This is a genomic window from Streptomyces sp. NPDC005281, from assembly GCF_040607495.1.
Lineage (GTDB): Bacteria > Actinomycetota > Actinomycetes > Streptomycetales > Streptomycetaceae > Streptomyces.
On the sequence record NZ_JBEXGX010000034.1, the window covers coordinates 1 to 19,303 of the forward strand.

Sequence of the window (19,303 nt, forward strand, 5' to 3'; positions counted from 1 at the left end):
CCCCGAGCGGCCCGCAGCCGTCCACGAGCGCCGCCTCGTCGAGATCGCGGGGCACCGAGTCGAAGTACCCCGCCACCCGAGTACGCACCCTCGTACGTCGTTCCGGGCCGGGCGTGTCTCAGCGATCCGCGTCCAGCGGGTCCAGGGTGTCGATCTCCCCGTCGGAGCCGAGGTCGTCGTCCAGGTCGTCGTCGTCCGCGTCCTCGTCGAACACCGCGCTGACGTCGAAGCGGCAGACGACACGCTGCGGGTCGATCGACTCGAAGGGTGTCTCCAGCCATTCACCCGGCTCGGCGGGTTCGTCCGCCGCGGTCACCCAGAGCGTGGAGTCGCCCTCCTCCAGCCCGAATTCCTTGTGCCGGGTGGCGATCTCGTCCGGCTCGAACTCTCCGAAGAGGACCCCGAGCGCGCCGTGAACGGTGCCGGCCGCCGCGTCGAAGCCCTCGCTGACGGTGGCGCCGTCCTCCTCCACCGCCTCCACCCGCTGGGCCTGCGCCAGCAGTCGCTGCGGTTCCACCACCGCGTAGTCCCGGCGGATCACCACGCTCAGCGCGTTCGGCTCCTCCGGTCCGGTGTAGGGAGGCAGCGTGTCGTCACTGCCGGGGATCTCGAAGGGCGTGACCTCGTCGTAGCGGTCGTAGAGGAGCTCGTCGTACTCCTCGGCCGCCGCGGCCAGCTCGTTGAAAGCCTCGTAGACGTCCGGGTCGTCATCGCCCGTCCTGCGCTCGACCGCGGCCAGGTGGCGGTCGAGTGCGGCCTTGACAGCCTCGGCGGCGGCGCGTACCTCGGCAGCGGTGGGCTGCACAGCATCAGACATAGTGCAGACGCTATCCGTACCGGGCCTCTGCCCGCACAATAGATGCGATGCCGGAATACGAATTTGTCGACGTGTACGTACCTCGCGGGGTCTCCCGCAAGGACACGACACGTCTGCTGACGGACCATGCCGAGTACGGACACTGGGAGTTGGACCGCCTGAGTCTGCTCCGCGACGGCAGCCGCAGAGTGCGGTTGCGCCGACGGATCATCCGCCAGGTACGCGCCACGTGGTGACAGAAGGCAGCTGAACGGCTGCGGGCCCCGTCGTCGCGGGGCCCGCACCGTCACTCGCATCGCCGGGGAGAGCCGCGGCGCCCGGCCGTCGCCGTTCCGCACAGTGATCACGCCTGCGCGGAAGGTCATGCGTACGCCTCGCTGCCCGATGCGATCATCACACCGCTGTCGTGTCAGGCCGCGGCGCGCGCCCGGCGGTAGAGCAGGGCACCGGTCAGCAGCGCGGCGGCTCCCGCCGGCACGACCGCTCCGAGGGGCAGCTCACTGCCCGTGTGGGCCAGCTGGGCCGCGCTGTCCACGGCCGGGGTCCGCACCACGGCCCGCGAGCCCGGCTGACCGACCTGCACGACACCGCCGCCGTGCTTGCCGCCGCCCGAAGTGGAAGTGCCCGGGTGACCCGGGGTTCCGGGGTTGCCGGGGGTACCGGGCTGACCCGGGTGTCCAGGGGTTCCGGGGTTGCCCGGAGTTCCGGGCTGACCCGGGTGACCCGGATGTCCGGGGTGCCCCGGGTGACCGGGCTCGCCCGGGTGTCCAGGGTGGCCGGGGTGACCCGGGTGCTCGCAGTGACCGTGGTGTCCCGGGTGACCGGGCCGGCCCGGGTGCGCAGGATGACCGGGCTCGCCCGGGTGACCCGGATTTCCGGGGTGACCGGGGTGACCGGGGTGGCCAGGATGACCGGGGTGGCCGGGGTGGTGTGTCTGGTGGCCTCCGGGGGTCGCGCCGTTCGCGCAACTGTCTCCCGCAGCCGTGTTGCCGATCCCCACGACGTTCACGCTGTTGCCACAGGCGTTGACGGGGGTGTCGACCGGCACCTGTACGTGGTTGCCGGAACCCACCCCCGGCGAGTGGGCGGTGCCGCCGCCGGCGTGTGATCCGCCCGCCCGGGAGCCGCCGCCCGAGCCGGACCCGTGGGCGCCGTGGTTGACGCAGGTGTTGCCCATCGCCGGGTTGAGCAGCCCGACCACGTTCACGGTGTTTCCGCAGACGTTGACCGGCACGTGCACCGGCGCCTGCACCGTGTTACCGGACAGCACGCCGGGAGAGTTCGACGCGGAGCCGATCGCGCCCGAGTCGGCGTGTGCGGAGACCGCGGAAACCGCGAGTACACCACCGGCCGCCGCCACGGTCATCAGGCCCTTGCGGGTGACCTGTCGCATAGCTGAAATCCCTGCCTTGAGTCCTTGGGACGTGGACCAACAGTCCTTGGGACGTGGACCATCGAGAGCACGCGCACGCCACAGGACGTGCGCGGGGAAAGCCGGTCGGCCCCGGAGCGCATGGCACGCACTCCGGGGCGGACGGGCTCAGACCTTCACGAAGTGACCCTCACGAGACCCATGGAACTCATGGGACTCATGGGATCCCCCTCATCGGATGAGGCGCAACGTCAGTGGTTGAAGCAGGTGTTGCCGAAGGCGGGGTTCAGCAGACCGATCACGGAGACCGTGTTGCCGCAGACGTTCACCGGGACGTGAACGGGCACCTGAATGACGTTTCCGGAGGCGACACCCGGGGACCCCACAGCGGCGCCCTGGGCACCGGAGTCGGCGACGGCCAGACCCGCACCCGCGAGAACCAGACCACTCGTGGCAACCGCAGCGGCGACGATCTTCTTGATCATTATTCCTCCTGGTAGGCAAATGCGGTCCAAAGCAGCGGATCGCAACACCTGTAACGAGGAGGGAGTAGTAGAGCTATGGGCTTATGGTCGCATTCACCCATCCCGGGCGATCTCCGCACGTGCGGGCGAATGCCGGCGTCAACACTCCGCGGAGCCTCACCTGCCCGGGGCACGACGGGCCCGACGGGCGGCACGACAGGCCCGCCCGTCGGCGCCGGGCGGGGTGTGCCGCCGGCGGCACGTCACGACGCGTCGATGAACCGGTCCAGTACACGTACGCCGAACTGGAGCGCGTCCACCGGCACCCGCTCGTCGACACCGTGGAACATGCCCGCGAAGTCCAGCTCCGGGGGCAGCTTCAGCGGTGCGAAGCCGAAGCAGCGGATACCGAGGTCGGCGAAGGACTTGGCGTCGGTGCCGGCCGAGAGCATGTACGGCACGGCACGCGCGATGGGGTCCTCGGCCGAGAGCGCGATCTGCATGGCGTCGACGAGGGCTCCGTCGAAGCCGGTCTCCAGCGCCTTGTCCGCGTGCACGTCCTCGCGCCTGACCCGGGGGCCGAGGATCCGGTCGAGGTCGGCGAGGAACTCCTCCTCGTAGCCCGGCAGATAGCGCCCGTCGACATGCGCGGTGGCCTGCCCCGGGATGACGTTGACCTTGTAGCCGGCGCCCAGCTGGGTCGGGTTGGCGGTGTTCTGGAGGGAGGCGCCGATGAGCTTGGCGATGCCGCCGAGCCTGGCGAGCGTCTCGTCCATGTTCTCCGGGTCGAGCTCGGTGCCGAGGGCGTCGCCGAGCTCGTCGAGGAAGTGCCGCAGGGTCTTCGTCACCCGCACCGGGAACTTGTGCCGCCCGAGCCGCCCGACGGCCTCGGACAGCTCGGTGATCGCGTTGTCCTTGTGGATCATCGATCCGTGCCCGGCGGTGCCGTCCACGGTCAGTTTCATCCAGTGCATGCCCTTCTGCGCGGTCTCGACGAGATACAGCCGAAGCTTCTCGTTGACCGTGAAGGAGAACCCGCCGACCTCGCCGATCGCCTCGGTCACGCCCTCGAAGAGGTCCGGGTGCTTGTCGACCAGGTGCCGGGCGCCGAACGTGCCGCCCGCCTCCTCGTCCGCGAGGAACGCGAGGACGATGTCCCGCGGGGGCTTGCGGCCGGTACGCATCCGCTCCCGTACGACCGCCAGCGTCATGGCGTCCATGTCCTTCATGTCGACCGCGCCACGGCCCCAGACCATCCCGTCGGCGATCTCGCCCGAGAAGGGGTCGTGGGTCCAGTCCGCCGCGTTGGCCGGTACGACATCGGTGTGGCCGTGGATGAGCAGCGCGGGCCGCGATCGGTCCTCGCCCTCGATACGGGCCACCGTGGAGGCACGCCCCTTGTGGGACTCGAAGACCTGCGGCTCGAGCCCGACCTCGGCGAGCTTCTCGGCGACGTACTCCGCGGCCTTGCGCTCACCCGGGCCCGAGTGGTCCCCGTAGTTGCTGGTGTCGATCCGGATCAGCTCACGACAGAGGTCCACGACCTCGTCCTCGCCCGTGACGTTCCTGGTCGTGCCGCTCTCGCTCACGCTGCTTCCTCCCGCTGTCGCCGCTGGTGGTCCCCCTCATCCTCTCCCCGACCCCCTCTCCTCCCCAAGGCAGGACCCGGCCCGTCACCCGGCGTTCACACGACGACAGGGGGTGATCGGGGCCTCCGGAAAGCCTGGTAATGTTTCACCTGTCGCCGCGAGGGAAACCCCGTGCGACAAACACCTTGTCCGGGTGGCGGAATGGCAGACGCGCTAGCTTGAGGTGCTAGTGCCCTTTAACGGGCGTGGGGGTTCAAGTCCCCCCTCGGACACCAGCTGAGACCCCACTTCGCGTGGGGTCTTTTGCGTGTCCGGGCCCTTTTCCGCCCACCGCCACCGAGTTGCGCCCCGGCCCCTCGTCAGGCGATCGGTGAAACTTTCGAAACATTTCGAAGGGTTGACACCTCTACCTGATCTCGCCGAACGCGCATCCGGCGATCAGCCACCTCGAAACAGGCCATTCAGTCCTTCTGAACAGGCAGAATGCCAACCCTTCCCGTTACCAGCCCAGGCGAATGTTTCGGCTTCGACGTCGAAAGTATTGACAGTTGACAGGGCCAGTCCAACACTGTTCGCGATTTCACCCGCGCTCCGCCTCACACGAACGAGGAGGAAACACGCACATGATCGACGCATCCGCACACCCGCCGGGCCGCCGCAGCGGCCGCTCAGGGCGGTTCCGTCATCTCAGGCTGCTCATCAGCGGCGTCTGCACCATGCTGCTGGTCGCCGTGGCCGCCATGACGCTGCCCGGCACGGCCCAGGCCGACACCGTCGTCAGCTCGAACCAGACCGGCACGAACAACGGGTACTACTACTCGTTCTGGACCGACAGCAGCGGAACGGTGTCCATGAACCTGGGCTCCGGCGGCAACTACAGCACGTCATGGAGCAACACCGGGAACTTCGTCGCCGGCAAGGGCTGGAGCAACGGCGGACGCCGGAGCGTGACCTACTCGGGCACGTTCAACCCGTCCGGCAACGCCTACCTGTCCCTCTACGGATGGACGTCCAACCCGCTCGTGGAGTACTACATCGTCGACAACTGGGGCACCTACCGGCCCACGGGAACGTTCATGGGCACCGTCACCAGTGACGGCGGCACGTACGACATCTACAAGACCACCCGGACCAACGCCCCCTCTGTCGAGGGCACCCGCACGTTCGACCAGTACTGGAGCGTCCGGCAGTCGAAGCGGACCGGCGGAACGATCACGACCGGCAACCACTTCGACGCCTGGGCCCGCGCCGGGATGAACCTGGGCAGCTTCAACTACTACATGATCCTCGCCACCGAGGGATACCAGAGCAGCGGCAACTCCAACATCACGCTGGGCGACAGCGGTTCGGGCGGTGGATCCGGCGGTGGCGGCGGAGGCGCCGGCGGATGCGCCGCGGCCCTGTCCGCCGGACAGCAGTGGAACGACCGGTACAACCTCAACGTCGCGGTCACCGGCGCCGGCAACTGGACCGTGACCATGAACGTGCCGTCCCCGGCGAAGGTCCTCTCCACCTGGAACATCAGCGCCGCCTACCCCAGCGCCCAGGTCCTCACCGCCAAACCCAACGGCAGCGGCAACAACTTCGGCGTCACCATCCAGTCCAACGGCAACTGGACCTGGCCCACGGTCTCCTGCACCACGAGCTGATCCCCGCACCCGCACCCGAGACCGGAGGACCACTTCGCATGAGATACGGACCACATCGCGCGTTACGCTCGCTGATCACCGGACTGGCCGTCGTCGCGACGGCCGCCGTGAGCCCGCTCGCCTTCGACGCGGGACCGGCGCGGGCCGCCACCTGCAACGGGTACGTCGGACTCACCTTCGACGACGGGCCCTCGGGCACGACGCCGAACCTGCTCGCCGCGCTCACGCAGAACGGGCTGCGGGCCACGATGTTCAACGAGGGCCAGTACGCCGCGTCGAACCCCGCCCAGGTACGGGCCCAGGTCGACGCCGGCATGTGGGTCGGCAACCACAGCTACACCCACCCCCATCTGGTCCAGCAGAGCCAGGCGCAGATCGACTCGGAGATCTCCCGGACCCAGCAGGCCATCGCCGCGGCCGGCGGGGGCACGCCGAAGCTGTTCCGCCCGCCGTACGGGGAGACCAACGCGACGCTGAAGGCGGTCGAGGCCAAATACGGTCTGACCGAGATCATCTGGGACGTCGACTCGCAGGACTGGAACGGCGCGAGCACCGACGCGATCGTGCAGGCCGCCGGCCGGCTCACCAACGGACAGGTCATCCTCATGCACGACTGGCCGGCGAACACGATCGCCGCGATCCCGCGCATAGCGCAGGGGCTGGCCTCCCGCGGCCTGTGCGCCGGGATGATCTCCCCGCAGACCGGCCGCGCCGTGGCCCCCGACGGGGGCGGCACGGGTGGCGGCGGCGGAAGCGGCGGGTGTGCCGCGGCCCTGTCCGCCGGACAGCAGTGGAACGACCGGTACAACCTCAACGTCGCGGTCACCGGCGCCGGCAACTGGACCGTGACCATGAACGTGCCGTCCCCGGCGAAGGTCCTCTCCACCTGGAACATCAGCGCCGCCTACCCCAGCGCCCAGGTCCTCACCGCCAAACCCAACGGCAGCGGCAACAACTTCGGCGTCACCATCCAGTCCAACGGCAACTGGACCTGGCCCACGGTCTCCTGCACCACGAGCTGACCCACTCCAGGCCCACGCCGAAGGAACAGCCCGGCGGAGGAACAGCGCGGCGGTACCCGACACGGCGAGCGATGGCCCCGATCACCCGGATCGAGGCCATCGCTCGCCGTGTTCACGTTGTTACGGAAAGATGTGGGGCAGATCTCGTCACGCTGACATATCCGCACGTCACAGCGCTGGAGCCCGGGGTCCCGACGGCCCCCGAGGAGGGCCTCGCGACCCTGATCACGAGGCCCGCGGCCGACGTCGTACTAAAATTGCAGGCTTGTTCGGAGCTGGACCGGAATATCCCCAGGCGTACCTGCGGGCCCACCGGCTCCCCGGAGTATCCGGGAACAACACGTGAGGACCCGATGGCAGCCCTCCAGCAAGGCCCCGCGCTCGCGTTGTCCGACGACGAGGTGCGTGCGGAGTTCGGTGACCAGGCGCGCTTCTCCGCCGGCTCGGCAGCCTCGCCACGCACGCTCGTCGACATCCTCGACGCCTCCGTACGGGCGTACCCCGACGAGCCCGCTCTCGACGACGGCAGGCGCGCCCTCACCTACCGGGCGCTGGCCGCCGAGGTGGAAGCCGTGCGCTGGCGGCTCGCGGAGGCCGGGGTCGGTCTCGGCGACCGGGTCGGCGTGCGGGTCCCGTCCGGCACGAACGAGCTGTACGTGGCGATCCTGGGCATCCTCGCGGCCGGCGCAGCCTATGTCCCGGTGGACGCCGAGGACCCCGACGAGCGTGCCGAGCTGGTCTTCGGCGAGGCCCGGGTGCGCGCGGTCGTCGGCGCCGGACACGAGCTGACCGTCCACGGCCGCTCCGAGGTTCCCGCCGGGCGGCCCGGCGTCGAGCACGACGCGTGGATCATCTTCACCTCCGGTTCCACGGGCAAGCCCAAGGGCGTGGCCGTGAGCCACCGCAGCGCCGCCGCCTTCGTGGACGCGGAGGCGAGCCTGTTCCTGGCCGAGGAGCCGATCGGCCCCGGTGACCGGGTCATGGCGGGCCTCTCCGTCGCCTTCGACGCCTCCTGCGAGGAGATGTGGCTGGCCTGGCGCTACGGGGCCTGTCTGGTGCCCGTACCGCGCTCCCAGGTACGCAGCGGAGCCGACCTCGGCCCCTGGCTGGTCGAGCAGGAGATCACCGTCGTCTCGACCGTGCCGACCCTGGCCGCCCTGTGGGAGCCCGAGACCCTGAACGAGGTCCGGCTGCTGATCTTCGGCGGCGAGGCCTGTCCGCCCGAGCTGACGCAGCGGCTGGTGACCGAGGGCCGGGAGGTGTGGAACACGTACGGGCCGACCGAGGCGACCGTGGTGGCCTGTGCCTCGCTGCTGACGGGCGAGGAGCCCATCCGGATCGGGCTGCCGCTGAACGGCTGGGAGCTCGCGGTCGTCGACGAGGCGGGCGAGCCGGTGCCGATGGGCGGCAGCGGCCAGCTGGTGATCGGCGGAGTCGGACTCGCCCGTTATCTCGACGCGGAGAAGGACGCCGAGAAGTACGCGCCGCTCGTGTCGCTGGGCTGGGATCGGGCGTACCGCAGCGGTGACCTGGTCAAGGCGGAACCCGAGGGGCTGATCTTCCTCGGACGGGCCGACGAGCAGATCAAGCTCGGCGGGCGCCGGATCGAGCTCGGCGAGGTGGACGCGGCGCTCCAGGCGCTGCCCGGCGTCGCGGGTGCCGCGGCGGCCGTACGGACCGCGCGCGGCGGCAATCAGCTGCTCGTCGGCTATGTCGTCACCCAGGAAGGCTGGGACCGGGCGGCCGCGGTCGAGAAGCTGCGCGCCGAACTGCCCGCCGCGCTGGTCCCGCTGATCGCGCCCGTCGAGGACCTGCCGACCCGGACGTCGGGCAAGGTCGACCGGAACGCGCTGCCCTGGCCGCTGGAGGGCCTGGAGAGCAGCGGTGCCAAGGAGCAGCTGTACGGGACCGAGGCCTGGCTGGCCGAGCAGTGGAGCGAGGTGCTCGGCATCCCCGTCGGCGGCGCCGGCGACGACTTCTTCGCGATCGGCGGCTCCAGTCTGGCGGCCGCCCAGCTCACCACGCGGCTGCGCACCCGTTACCCGAGCGCCGCCGTGCTCGACATCTATCAGCAGCCCGTGCTGCGCAAGCTGGCCCGGCATCTGGAGAAGTCCGGCCAGGACGACGGCACGGAGCGGATCGTCGCGCCGGTGCCGCTGCGCGCCAAGGTGGTCCAGCTCCTGGTGCTGATCCCGCTGTTCGGCCTGCTCGGACTGCGCTGGACGGTGGCGCTGGCCGCGCTCGGCAACGTACTGCACTGGTTCGGCCCGTATCCCTGGGCGCCGGGCGTGTCGTGGTGGCTGGTGGGCGCCGGTGCACTCGTTCTCTACAGCCCGCCCGGGCGGCTCGCGGTCGCCGCGGGCGGTGCGCGGCTGCTGCTGCGCGGGGTGAAGCCCGGCCGTCACCCGCGCGGCGGGAGTGTCCATCTGCGGCTGTGGACGGCCGAGCGCCTCGCCGGGTTCAGCGGCGCGACCTCGCTGACCGGGTCCTGGCTGGAGCGGTACGCGCGTGCCCTGGGCGCCAGGGTCGGCCCGGACGTGGATCTGCACTCGCTGCCGCCGGTGACCGGCATGCTCAAGCTGGGCCGGGGTGCCGCCGTCGAGTCCGAGGTGGATCTGTCGGGGTACTGGCTGGACGGTGACCGGCTGGAGATCGGCCCGGTCAAGGTCGGCGCCGGTGCCGTGGTCGGAACGCGCAGCATCCTCTTCCCTGGCTCCCGGGTGGGCAAGCGCGCCGAGGTGGCGCCGGGTTCCGCCGTGACGGGGCAGATCCCGACCGGGCAGCGGTGGGCCGGGGCGCCCGCGGTCAAGCTCGGCAAGGCGAAGCGCGTGTGGCCCAAGGACCGGCCGCAGCGTGGCACGTACTGGCGGGTGATGTACGGCGCGACCGGGTTCGCGCTGAGCGCGCTGCCGGTGCTGGCCGCCGTCGCCGCGCTGCTGGTGGCCCGGGTGTTCGTGAGTCCGGACGCCGGGCTCGCCGAGGCGCTGCGCGGTGCCGGGATCGCCCTGGTGCCGGCGACGCTCGCGTTCGGTCTGGCGTACGCGCTGCTGCTCCTGGTCGCCGTGCGGCTGCTGAGTCTCGGGCTGCACGAGGGCACGCATCCGACGCACAGCAGGATCGGCTGGCAGGCGTGGACGGTCACGCAGCTGATGGACCTCTCCCGGGAGACGCTGTTCCCGTTGTACGCGGGGCTGATCACACCGGTGTGGCTGCGGCTGCTCGGCATGCGGATCGGCCGTGGCGCGGAGGTGTCGACCGTGCTGGCGCTGCCGAGCCTGACGACGGTCGGCGACGGCGCGTTCCTCGCGGACGACACGCTGACGGCGCCGTACGAGCTCGGTGGCGGCTGGATGCGCATCGGGCGGGCCGAGATCGGCCGGCGGGCGTTCCTCGGCAATTCCGGGATGACCGCGCCGGGCCGCAGTGTGCCGGACGGCGGTCTGGTCGGGGTGCTGTCGGCGACCCCGAAGAAGGCGAAGAAGGGCAGCTCGTATCTCGGGCTGCCGCCGATGAAGCTGCCGCGTGCGGCGCAGGGCGGCGACCAGAGCCGTACGTACGAGCCGCCGGCCCGGCTGCTGTGGGCACGTGGTCTGGTGGAGCTGTGCCGGCTGGTGCCGGTGTTCTGCTCGGCGGCGCTGGCCGTGCTGACGATCGCCGCGCTGTGCGCGCTGGGGCCGTGGGCGTGGGCGTTCGCGGGTGTGGTGCTGCTCGCCGTGGGCGTGCTCGGGTGTCTGGTGTCCGTCGTGGCGAAGTGGCTGCTGGTGGGCCGGCACCGTTCCGGTGAGCACCCGCTGTGGAGCGGTTTCGTGTGGCGCAACGAGCTGGCCGACACCTTCGTGGAGGTCGTCGCCGTGCCGTGGCTCGCGGGGTCCGTGCCCGGTTCGCCGCTGATGACGGCGTGGCTGCGGGGGCTCGGCGCCCGGATCGGCCGGGGCGCGTGGATCGAGAGCTACTGGCTGCCGGAGGCGGACCTGGTGACGCTCGGGGACGCGAGCACGGTCAACCGGGGCTGTGTGCTCCAGACCCACCTCTTCCACGACCGGATCTTGCGGACGGATACTGTGGTCCTCCGTGAGGGCGCCACTCTGGGTCCGGGCGGAATCGTCCTGCCCGGCAGCACCGTCGGGGCCCGTTCCACTCTGGGTCCCGCGTCGCTGGTGATGGCGGCGGAGTCCGTTCCCGACGACACCCGCTGGCTGGGCAACCCGATCGAGGCCTGGCGTTCGTAGCGGAATCGACCTGATCGGACACGAAGGGCGGTACAGCGGCACGTCGAGCACAGGGCAGGGAGCAGTCGCAGCAGTGAGCGTTCAGCAGACAGCGGGACCGGACCCCTATTTCCCGGCCAACGGAGACCCCCGTTACCGGGTGCACCGGTACGAGCTCGCGCTGGACTACCGCCCCGGCCCGAACCGGCTGTCCGGCACCGCGCGGATCAACGCCATAGCGGGCCGTTCCGCGCTGGCCGAGTTCCAGCTGAACCTGGCCGACTTCCGGATCGGCCGGGTCCGTGTCGACGGCAAGGCGCCGCACTACACGCACCGCGGCGGCAGGCTCCGCGTCCGTCCGCCGAAGCCGATACGGGCCGGCGCCGCCTTCACCGTCGAGGTGCACTGGTCGGGCAATCCCAAGCCGGTCAACAGTCCCTGGGGCGGGATCGGCTGGGAGGAGCTGGAGGACGGGGCGCTGGTGGCGAGCCAGCCGGTCGGTTCGCCGTCCTGGTATCCGTGCAACGACCGGCCGGCCGACAAGTCCGCGTACCAGATCTCGGTCACCACGCCCTCCGCGTACTCGGTGGTGGCGGGCGGGCGTCTGCTGACGCGGACGACGAAGGCTTCGACGACCACGTGGGTGTACGAGCAGCCCTCGCCGACCTCCAGCTATCTGGTGGGTCTGTCGATCGGCAAGTACCAGACGGTGCTGCTCGGCGACCCGGGCCTCGGGGGCGTACCGCAGTCCGGGTATCTGCCCGCGCAGCTGCTCCCGGAGTTCTCCCGGGACTTCGCGCGGCAACCCGCGATGATGGAGCTGTTCCAGGGTCTGTTCGGGCCGTATCCGTTCGGCGAGTACGCGGTCGTGGTGACCGAGGAGGAGCTCGACGTCCCGGTCGAGGCGCAGGGGCTCTCGCTGTTCGGCGCCAATCACGTGGACGGGGCGCGTGGTTCGGAGCGGCTGATCGCGCACGAGCTGGCGCACCAGTGGTTCGGCAACAGTGTGACCATCGCGGACTGGCGGCACATCTGGCTGAACGAGGGGCTCGCGAAGTACGCCGAGTGGCTGTGGTCGGAGCGCTCCGGAGGGCGCCCGGCACGTCAACTGGCCGCCGCGGCCCACCGGAAGCTGGCCGGGCTGCCGCAGGATCTGCTGCTTTCGGACCCGGGCCGCAAGCTGATGTTCGACGACCGGCTCTACGAGCGCGGCGGGCTCACGGTGCACGCCATCCGGTGCGCGATGGGCGACGAGGCCTTCTTCCGCATGCTGCGCGGCTGGGCGACGCTGCACCGGGGCGGCACGGTGACCAGCTCCGTCTTCACGGCGCACGTCTCGCGCTACGCGCCCGAGCCGCTGGACGACCTCTTCACGGCGTGGCTGTACGAGACGGCGCTGCCGCCGCTGCCGGAGGCGGCCCCGCAGCTGCCGGCCCGGCCCGCCTATCCGCCCACCTATCCGGCCACGAACGCGGACTCGGCCCGGGTCCTGGGAGAATGACGCGATGACCAGCCGTTCCTGCCCCTGCGGGCTCGCCGAGCCGTACGCGCGCTGCTGCGGACGCTTCCATAGCGGCGAGGCCGCGGCGCCGAGTGCCGAGGCGCTCATGCGCTCGCGCTACTGCGCCTTCGTGACGGAGGACGAGGGGTACCTGCTGCGTACCTGGCATCCCCGGACGCGGCCGGCCCGGGTGGAGTTCGACCGCGGGATGCGGTGGACCGGTCTGGAGATCCTGGACACGGCTCAGGGCTCGGCGTTCCACACCACGGGGACGGTGACCTTCCGGGCCTCCTACCGGGGCGGTTCGCTGCACGAGCGGAGCCGGTTCGAGCGGGTGGACGGGGCCTGGGTGTACGTGGACGGGGAGTTCCTCGACTGACCCCGGGGGCGCGCCCGGCACCCGACCGGGCCGGCCGCCCGGACGTCAGGGGGCACAGGACGCCAGGGGGCCAGGACGCCAAGCCGTCAGGGGGCCAGGACGTCCAGTTCCTGGAGTGCGCCGGCCGTGATCTCGCGGGTGAGCCGCTCGGCGCGCGGCGCGTCGCCCTCGCGGACGGCCTCGGCGAGCCGGACGTGCAGGGTGACGGCCGCGGGGTCGGGGTCCTCGAACATGATGTCGTGATGGGTGCGCCCCGAGAGGACCTCGGCGACGACGTCCCCGAGGCGGGCGAACATCTCGTTGCCCGACGCCTTGAGGATCACCCGGTGGAAGGCGACGTCGTGCAGGAGATATCCCTCCAGCTGGTGCCCGCGTGAGGTGGCGACCATGCCGAGCGCGCATTCGGTGAGCTCCGCGCACTGCTCGGCGGTGGCGTGCCGGGCGGCCAGTCCCGCGGCGACGGGTTCGATCGCCGAGCGCAGGACGGTGAGGGAACGCAGCTGGTGGGGACGGTCGGCGCCGGCCAGCCGCCAGCGGATGACCTGGGGGTCGTAGACGTTCCATTCGGACTTCGGGCGGACCGTCACGCCCACGCGGCGGCGGGACTCGACCAGGTACATGGATTCGAGCACCCGGACCGCCTCGCGCATCACGGAGCGGGACACCTCGAAGCGCTGCGCGAGTTCGTCGGTGCGCAGCACGCTCCCCGGCGGGTAGTCGCCCGCCGTGATCGCCGGCCCGAGGGATTCCAGTACGTGCCCGTGCAGCCCCCGGCCCCGTGTGGTCATGAGGTCAGGGTACGAGGCCGACGTCCCGAACAAAAAGTCAGACTTATATGTCACACACTCTTGAATTTGTCGTACCTAATGCGTTTCAGTGGCGTCGACATCAGATGTCGACGAAGACAGCGAGAGCGTGATGCAGCACAGTCCCACCCCCCATGTCGTCGTGGTCATGGGCGTCGCAGGCACCGGTAAGACCACCATCGGCCCGTTGCTCGCGGCCCGGCTCGGCGTGCCGTACGCCGAGGGCGACGACTTCCACCCGCAGGCCAACATCGCCAAGATGACGGCCGGGACACCGCTGACCGACGAGGACAGGTGGCCGTGGCTGGACGCCATCGGGCACTGGGCCCACGACCGGGCCGGGCTCGGCGGTGTGGTCAGCAGCTCGGCGCTCAAGCGCGCCTACCGGGACCGGCTGCGGGCGGCCGCGCCCGGGGTGGTCTTCGTCCATCTGACCGGTGACCGCGAGCTCATCGAGGACCGGATGTCGCACCGCACGGGGCACTTCATGCCCACGGCGCTCCTGGACTCGCAGTTCGCCACGCTCCAGCCGCTGGCGGCGGACGAGGCGGGCGTGGGCGTGGACGTGTCCGGCGGCCCCGCCGAGATCACCGAGCGGGCCGTGGCGGCGCTCGCCGCTCTCGAACCGCCCCGGCGGTAACCCCCGAACGCCACGGCGCCGCCCCTCGCGACAGCGCCCGTCGCACCGCGCCGGCCGGCCCACGAAGCGTCGGCGACCGCTCCACCCCGAGCCCTCCGACCGGAGGAGGCGGCTTCTCGCGGCCCTCCGTCCGGAAGGCCCTTCACCGCCGACCACTCCCCGCGCACCACCTTCGCGCTTACCACCTTCCCCGCGTCCGTTTCTCAAGCAAGGGAACCCCCGTGACCAGACTCAGTGTCGAGACGCTGGCAGCGGACACCGTCGAACCGATCACCTCGGCGGGCCACGCTCAACTGGGCATAGCCGTGCTGGCGGGCATCGCCGTCATCGTCCTGCTCATCACGAAGTTCAAACTGCACGCCTTCCTCGCCCTGACCATCGGCTCGCTGGCCCTCGGCGCGTTCGCCGGCGCCCCGCTGGACAAGGTCATCGTCAGCTTCACCACCGGACTCGGCTCGACCGTGGCCGGGGTGGGCGTCCTGATCGCCCTCGGCGCGATCCTCGGCAAACTGCTCGCCGACTCGGGCGGCGCCGACCAGATCGTCGACACGATCCTCGCCAAGGCGGGCGGGCGCGCCATGCCGTGGGCGATGGTGCTGATCGCCTCGGTGATCGGTCTGCCGCTGTTCTTCGAGGTCGGCATCGTGCTGCTGATCCCGGTGGTCCTGATGGTCGCCAAGCGCGGCAACTACTCGCTGATGCGCATCGGCATCCCCGCGCTGGCGGGCCTGTCGGTGATGCACGGTCTGATTCCGCCGCACCCCGGGCCGCTGGTCGCGATCGACGCGGTCAAGGCGAACCTCGGCCTCACCCTCGCCCTCGGAGTCCTGGTCGCCGTACCGACGGTGATCATCGCCGGTCCGGTGTTCTCGCGGTACGCGGCCCGCTGGGTCGACGTCCAGGCCCCCGACCGCATGGTCCCGGCGCGCGCCTCGGAGGATCTGGAGAAGCGTCCCAGCTTCGGCGCGACCCTCGCCACCATGCTGCTCCCGGTGGTGCTGATGCTGGTCAAGGCACTGGTGGACATCATCGTCGACGACCCCACGAACATGACGCAGCGCGTCTTCGACGTCGTCGGAGCACCGCTGATCGCGCTGCTCGCGGCCGTGATCGTGGGCATGTTCACCCTGGGCCGGGCGGCGGGCTTCACCCGTGACCGCATCTCGACGACCGTCGAGAAGTCCCTCGCGCCCATCGCGGGCATCCTGCTCATCGTCGGCGCGGGCGGCGGCTTCAAGCAGACGCTGATCGACTCCGGTGTGGGCCGGATGATCCTGGAGATCTCCAAGGACTGGTCGATCCCCGCGCTGCTGCTGGCCTGGCTGATCGCGGTGGCGATCCGGCTCGCGACCGGTTCCGCGACCGTCGCCACCATCTCGGCGGCCGGTCTGGTCGCGCCGCTTGCGGCCGACATGTCGACCGCCCACACCTCGCTGCTCGTCCTCGCGATCGGCGCCGGCTCGCTCTTCTTCAGCCATGTCAACGACGCCGGCTTCTGGCTGGTGAAGGAGTACTTCGGTCTGGACGTCGGCCAGACGGTGAAGACCTGGTCCGTCATGGAGACGATCATCTCGGTGGTGGCCGGAGCGCTCGTGCTGCTGCTGTCCCTGGTCATCTAGGGCCTGTCCGCGGACTTTCGGAGCATGTCCGGGGGCTCTCGGAGCCTGTCCGGCCGCGAAGGGGCCGCGGGGAGAACCGAACTCGGTTCTCCCCGCGGCCCCTTCGTCGTCGTCAGCGTGCGCTCACGGCCGCCACAGGGGGTGCTCACGGTCGGCCCACTGCCGACTGACGGATCCCGTGCGCAGGCCCCGCCGGGCCTCGGGGTCGCCCAGTGCCATGCCGACATGGCCCGCGAGGACGATTCCGGCGGTGAGGGCCAGCCAGTCGTGGACGAAGGTCGCCGAGGTACGCCACATCAGCGGGGTGAGGTGGGTGAACCACATCAGCAGGCCGGTGCCCAGCATCACCAGCGTGGCCCCGGCGATCCAGGCGGCGTAGATCTTCTGTCCGGCGTTGAACTTGCCCGCGGGGCGGGACTCCGGGTTCTTGTCGCGGCGCAGTGCCGCCCGCAGCCACACCCGGTCGTGCGGGCCGAAGCGGTTGAGGAAGCCGAGGTCGCGGCGGAACGCGCGGGAGGCCAGGCCCGCCAGGACCGGCACCGGAAGCATCACCCCGGCCAGTTCGTGGACCCGGACGACCAGTTCGCGGCGGCCGACGAGTTCGGCGAACTGGGGGATGTAGAGGCAGGCCGCGGTCGCCACGCACAACCCCATCAGCAGGGCCGTGACACGGTGCACCCAGTGCTCGGCCCGGGTGAAGCGCCGTACGCGGGAGGAGTGCGCGGACACGGCCGGGGACTCGTCAGCTCGTGGGTTCATCGTCGCGTCCGTTCGAACGGCCGACCCAGGCGTCGACGTCGTATCCCCGGTCCTCCCAGTACCCGGGACGGACGTCCTCGGTGACGGTGATGCCGGAGAGCCACTTGGCGGATTTGTAGAAGTACATCGGGGCCACGTAGAGGCGGACGGGACCGCCGTGGTTGTGGCCGACGGGCTTGTCCTGCATGCGCAGGGCCACCAGGACGTCCGGGCGCCGTGCCTGGCGCAGGGTGAGGCTCTCCGAGTACGTACCGTCGAAGCAGGTGAAGCGGATGGCCCCGGCCGTGGAGCGCACTCCGGCGGCGTCGAGGAGGTGCGACAGGCGTACGCCCTCGAAGGGGGTGCCCGGCACCCGCCAGCCGGTGACGCACTGGACGTCGTGCACCAGCCGGGTCTGGGGCAGGGCGCGCAGGTCGGCGAGGGTGTAGCTGGTGGGGTGGTCGACCAGGCCGTCGACGGTGAGACGGTAGTTCGTCTCGTTCTTGTGGGGGACGGAGGCGGCCACCGAGTAGTAGCGGAAACCGCCGCCGTTGGGCAGGAGCCCCGTCAGGCCCGTGGGGTCGCGCTGGGAGGCGCCCGCGAGGAAGGCGTCCATCCCGCGCTGGACCGTGGGCGCGGTCAGGACGCCGAGGGCGCCGAGTCCGAGCGTGCCGAGCAGCACCCGGCGGCCGATGGGCCTGCCGCGCTCCGCGGGCGCCTCGTGTTCTTCGTGCTCCGGTTCCCGGGGCATCGGCCGATCCGGGTCCGATTCCCCGGGCCTATCAGTGTTCACCCCTTGATTCGAGCACCCGCGACCCCCAAAAGGCCAGCGGTTGCGGGTGCTCGTCAGCGTTCCGTCATCTCTTCTCACCCACGGTCCCGGACCATCGGCTCCGAAGAGGACGGCGGGGCCGCGTCAGGAGCCGGACTCGGCCGCCTTGTCCAACTGGAACGCCTCGTTGCCGAGACCGATCCGGGCGTGCGCCTCGGGCTTGCGGGCGCGCAGCACCAGACCCTGGACCAGTCCGACGACGAGCGCGACGCCGATGACGGCGGGCAGCAGCACGTTCAGGGCGGAGTCCGGGCCGGAGCCGACGAGCACGTCGAAGTCCTTGACCGTGTAGACCGCGATGACCAGCAGGGCGAGGCCCGCGACGGCCGAGGTGACCAGGCGCCAGGACTGGGCGCGGGCCGCGCCGCGGCGGACGAAGAACACGATGACCGAGAGCGAGGCGGCGGCCATCAGCAGGGTCACGCCGAGCGCTCCGACGTTTCCGCCCCAGGTGAACAGCTGGAGCACGGGCGCGGTCGGGTCGCCGGTCGGCCTGTCGTCGGCCAGGGCGAAGCCGCCGACCACGATCAGGGAGACGACGGTGTGCAGGAGGGAGCCGGTGCCGGGGGCTCCGCTGGTCTCGGAGGTGCGGCCGAAGGCGCTGGGCAGCAGGCCCTCGCGGCCCATGGCGAAGGCGTACCGCGCGACGACGTTGTGGAAGCTGAGCAGGGCCGCGAACATGCCGGTGACGAACAGCACGTGCAGCACGTCGGTGAACGTGGAGCCGAGCCGTGACTCGGTGAGGAAGAACAGCAGCCCGGCGCTCTGCTTCTGGGACGTGCCCACGATCGCGGAGGGCCCGGTGGCGACGGTGAGCGCCCAGGAGCTGATCGCGAAGAAGACGGCGACGAAGCCGATCGCCAGGAACATCACGCGCGGCACGAGGATGTGCGGGCGGCTGGTCTCCTCGGCGTACACCGGGGCCTGTTCGAAGCCGGTGAAGGCCGCGATGCAGAAGCACAGCGCGGTGCCGACGCCGGCTCCGGTGAGCGTGTCCGGGTTGAAGGCGTGCAGCGACAGACCGGCCTTGGCGGGATCCCCGACGGCCGCGATGTCGAAGACGACGACGAGGGTCACCTCGATGACCAGCAGCACGCCGAGTACCCAGGCGTTGACGTCGATCTTGAGCCAGGCCAGCGCGCCGACGACGAGGACGGCGGCCAACGCCGGTATCCACCAGATGACTTGAGTGTCGAGGTAGGTGGCGAACAGTCCGGAGACCTCGAAGCCGAAGAGGCCGTAGATGCCGACCTGGAGCGCGCTGTAGGCGACGAGGGCGACCGCGGCGGCGCCCGCGCCCGGGGTGCCGCCGAGCCCGCGCGAGATGTACGCGTAGAAGGCGCCCGCGTTGTGGACGTGCCGGCTCATCTCGGCGTACCCGATGCTGAAGAGCACGAGGACGATGCCGAGGATGACGAAGAGCAGCGGCTGCCCGACGATGCCCATCACCGCGAATGTGGTGGGCATGACACCCGCTACCACCATGAGCGGGGCGGTCGCCGCGAGGACGGACAGCAGCAGGCCGGCCGTGCCCAGCCGGCCGGCGCGCAGGGCCCGGTCCTGTCCCTTGAAGGTGCTGATGCCGGCGCCGTCGGCGTCCGGTCTTCCCGTGCTCGACGTACTCGATGTGCTCGAACTGCCCGTCGTCATCGCGGGGTCGTCCTTTC

16 protein-coding genes and 1 tRNA gene are annotated in these 19,303 nt (G+C 70.8%); 9 read left to right on the top strand and 8 right to left on the bottom strand.

The annotated features are described in order from the left end of the window. Window positions 1-118: 118 nt before the first annotated feature. Window positions 119-817 (bottom strand): hypothetical protein, encoded by a 699-nt coding sequence (locus tag ABZV42_RS34475; RefSeq protein WP_355982477.1) that lies wholly within the window; start codon window positions 815-817, stop codon window positions 119-121. Between the two features lie 47 nt (window positions 818-864). Here ABZV42_RS34475 and ABZV42_RS34480 point away from each other — a divergent pair, with 47 nt between their 5' ends. After that, complete coding sequence (locus tag ABZV42_RS34480) at window positions 865-1,053, top strand: DUF5703 family protein (RefSeq protein WP_326788735.1); 189 nt, start codon at window positions 865-867, stop codon at window positions 1,051-1,053. Between the two features lie 173 nt (window positions 1,054-1,226). On the opposite strand, the gene ABZV42_RS34485 is transcribed toward ABZV42_RS34480, so the two are convergent. The 3 genes from ABZV42_RS34485 to ABZV42_RS34495 form a co-directional block, all read right to left on the bottom strand. Then, window positions 1,227-2,210, bottom strand: a complete 984-nt coding sequence (locus ABZV42_RS34485; protein WP_356055410.1) for a chaplin — start codon at window positions 2,208-2,210, stop codon at window positions 1,227-1,229. A gap of 230 nt (window positions 2,211-2,440) precedes the next feature. After that, window positions 2,441-2,674, bottom strand: a complete 234-nt coding sequence (gene chpH / locus ABZV42_RS34490; protein WP_355982473.1) for a chaplin ChpH — start codon at window positions 2,672-2,674, stop codon at window positions 2,441-2,443. A 242-nt stretch (window positions 2,675-2,916) separates the two neighbouring features. Continuing rightward, the gene (locus ABZV42_RS34495) at window positions 2,917-4,242 is read right to left on the bottom strand and encodes a M20/M25/M40 family metallo-hydrolase (protein ID WP_355982471.1); all 1,326 of its coding nucleotides are present in this window, start codon (window positions 4,240-4,242) and stop codon (window positions 2,917-2,919) included. 187 nt (window positions 4,243-4,429) lie between these two features. Here ABZV42_RS34495 and ABZV42_RS34500 point away from each other — a divergent pair. The 6 genes from ABZV42_RS34500 (at window position 4,430) to ABZV42_RS34525 (ending at window position 13,001) form a co-directional block, all read left to right on the top strand. Continuing rightward, window positions 4,430-4,517 (top strand) — tRNA-Leu (locus ABZV42_RS34500). A 441-nt stretch (window positions 4,518-4,958) separates the two neighbouring features. Then, the gene (locus ABZV42_RS34505) at window positions 4,959-5,891 is read left to right on the top strand and encodes a glycoside hydrolase family 11 protein (protein WP_356055458.1); all 933 of its coding nucleotides are present in this window, start codon (window positions 4,959-4,961) and stop codon (window positions 5,889-5,891) included. A gap of 38 nt (window positions 5,892-5,929) precedes the next feature. Beyond that, complete coding sequence (locus ABZV42_RS34510; RefSeq protein ID WP_356055412.1) at window positions 5,930-6,913, top strand: polysaccharide deacetylase family protein; 984 nt, start codon at window positions 5,930-5,932, stop codon at window positions 6,911-6,913. 353 nt (window positions 6,914-7,266) lie between these two features. Next, window positions 7,267-11,142 carry a Pls/PosA family non-ribosomal peptide synthetase gene (locus ABZV42_RS34515; protein ID WP_356055414.1) on the top strand — a complete coding sequence of 1,292 codons (3,876 nt, stop codon included), beginning with the start codon at window positions 7,267-7,269 and terminating at the stop codon, window positions 11,140-11,142. A 73-nt stretch (window positions 11,143-11,215) separates the two neighbouring features. Further along, the gene (locus ABZV42_RS34520) at window positions 11,216-12,622 is read left to right on the top strand and encodes a M1 family metallopeptidase (RefSeq protein WP_355982465.1); all 1,407 of its coding nucleotides are present in this window, start codon (window positions 11,216-11,218) and stop codon (window positions 12,620-12,622) included. 4 nt (window positions 12,623-12,626) lie between these two features. Then, window positions 12,627-13,001 carry a YchJ family protein gene (locus tag ABZV42_RS34525; RefSeq protein ID WP_355982463.1) on the top strand — a complete coding sequence of 125 codons (375 nt, stop codon included), beginning with the start codon at window positions 12,627-12,629 and terminating at the stop codon, window positions 12,999-13,001. 86 nt (window positions 13,002-13,087) lie between these two features. Here the strand turns inward: ABZV42_RS34525 and ABZV42_RS34530 are convergent, their stop codons facing one another. Further along, a complete protein-coding gene (locus ABZV42_RS34530) occupies window positions 13,088-13,789 on the bottom strand; it encodes a FadR/GntR family transcriptional regulator (protein ID WP_355982461.1) in 702 nt (233 codons plus the stop codon). A gap of 130 nt (window positions 13,790-13,919) precedes the next feature. On the opposite strand from ABZV42_RS34530, the gene ABZV42_RS34535 reads away from it, so the two are divergent. Together ABZV42_RS34535 and ABZV42_RS34540 are read left to right on the top strand one after the other, a co-directional pair. Then, the gene (locus ABZV42_RS34535) at window positions 13,920-14,447 is read left to right on the top strand and encodes a gluconokinase (protein ID WP_356055416.1); all 528 of its coding nucleotides are present in this window, start codon (window positions 13,920-13,922) and stop codon (window positions 14,445-14,447) included. A 221-nt stretch (window positions 14,448-14,668) separates the two neighbouring features. Then, complete coding sequence (locus tag ABZV42_RS34540; RefSeq protein WP_355982459.1) at window positions 14,669-16,066, top strand: gluconate:H+ symporter; 1,398 nt, start codon at window positions 14,669-14,671, stop codon at window positions 16,064-16,066. Between the two features lie 123 nt (window positions 16,067-16,189). On the opposite strand, the gene ABZV42_RS34545 is transcribed toward ABZV42_RS34540, so the two are convergent. From ABZV42_RS34545 to ABZV42_RS34555, 3 genes are all read right to left on the bottom strand, one after another. After that, entirely contained in the window at window positions 16,190-16,825 is a 636-nt protein-coding gene (locus tag ABZV42_RS34545; RefSeq protein ID WP_356055418.1) for a cytochrome b/b6 domain-containing protein, read from the bottom strand. Continuing rightward, window positions 16,809-17,555, bottom strand: coding sequence for a molybdopterin-dependent oxidoreductase (locus ABZV42_RS34550; protein ID WP_355982455.1), 747 nt, complete (start codon window positions 17,553-17,555; stop codon window positions 16,809-16,811). Before ABZV42_RS34550 ends, ABZV42_RS34545 begins: the two co-directional genes overlap by 17 nt. Window positions 17,556-17,720: 165 nt before the next feature. Then, window positions 17,721-19,286 (bottom strand): APC family permease, encoded by a 1,566-nt coding sequence (locus ABZV42_RS34555; protein WP_355982453.1) that lies wholly within the window; start codon window positions 19,284-19,286, stop codon window positions 17,721-17,723. Window positions 19,287-19,303: the final 17 nt, after the last annotated feature.

What these genes read in the sequence shown, in the direction of transcription:
- ABZV42_RS34475 (WP_355982477.1), bottom strand. Translation starts at nt 817, where the DNA reads ATGTCTGATGCTGTGCAGCCCACCGCTGCCGAGGTACGCGCCGCCGCC.
- ABZV42_RS34480 (WP_326788735.1), top strand. Translation starts at nt 865, where the DNA reads ATGCCGGAATACGAATTTGTCGACGTGTACGTACCTCGCGGGGTCTCC.
- ABZV42_RS34485 (WP_356055410.1), bottom strand. Translation starts at nt 2,210, where the DNA reads ATGCGACAGGTCACCCGCAAGGGCCTGATGACCGTGGCGGCGGCCGGT.
- chpH (WP_355982473.1), bottom strand. Translation starts at nt 2,674, where the DNA reads ATGATCAAGAAGATCGTCGCCGCTGCGGTTGCCACGAGTGGTCTGGTT.
- ABZV42_RS34505 (WP_356055458.1), top strand. Translation starts at nt 4,959, where the DNA reads ATGCTGCTGGTCGCCGTGGCCGCCATGACGCTGCCCGGCACGGCCCAG.
- ABZV42_RS34510 (WP_356055412.1), top strand. Translation starts at nt 5,930, where the DNA reads ATGAGATACGGACCACATCGCGCGTTACGCTCGCTGATCACCGGACTG.
- ABZV42_RS34515 (WP_356055414.1), top strand. Translation starts at nt 7,267, where the DNA reads ATGGCAGCCCTCCAGCAAGGCCCCGCGCTCGCGTTGTCCGACGACGAG.
- ABZV42_RS34525 (WP_355982463.1), top strand. Translation starts at nt 12,627, where the DNA reads ATGACCAGCCGTTCCTGCCCCTGCGGGCTCGCCGAGCCGTACGCGCGC.
- ABZV42_RS34530 (WP_355982461.1), bottom strand. Translation starts at nt 13,789, where the DNA reads ATGACCACACGGGGCCGGGGGCTGCACGGGCACGTACTGGAATCCCTC.
- ABZV42_RS34535 (WP_356055416.1), top strand. Translation starts at nt 13,920, where the DNA reads ATGCAGCACAGTCCCACCCCCCATGTCGTCGTGGTCATGGGCGTCGCA.
- ABZV42_RS34545 (WP_356055418.1), bottom strand. Translation starts at nt 16,825, where the DNA reads ATGAACCCACGAGCTGACGAGTCCCCGGCCGTGTCCGCGCACTCCTCC.
- ABZV42_RS34550 (WP_355982455.1), bottom strand. Translation starts at nt 17,555, where the DNA reads ATGCCCCGGGAACCGGAGCACGAAGAACACGAGGCGCCCGCGGAGCGC.
- ABZV42_RS34555 (WP_355982453.1), bottom strand. Translation starts at nt 19,286, where the DNA reads ATGACGACGGGCAGTTCGAGCACATCGAGTACGTCGAGCACGGGAAGA.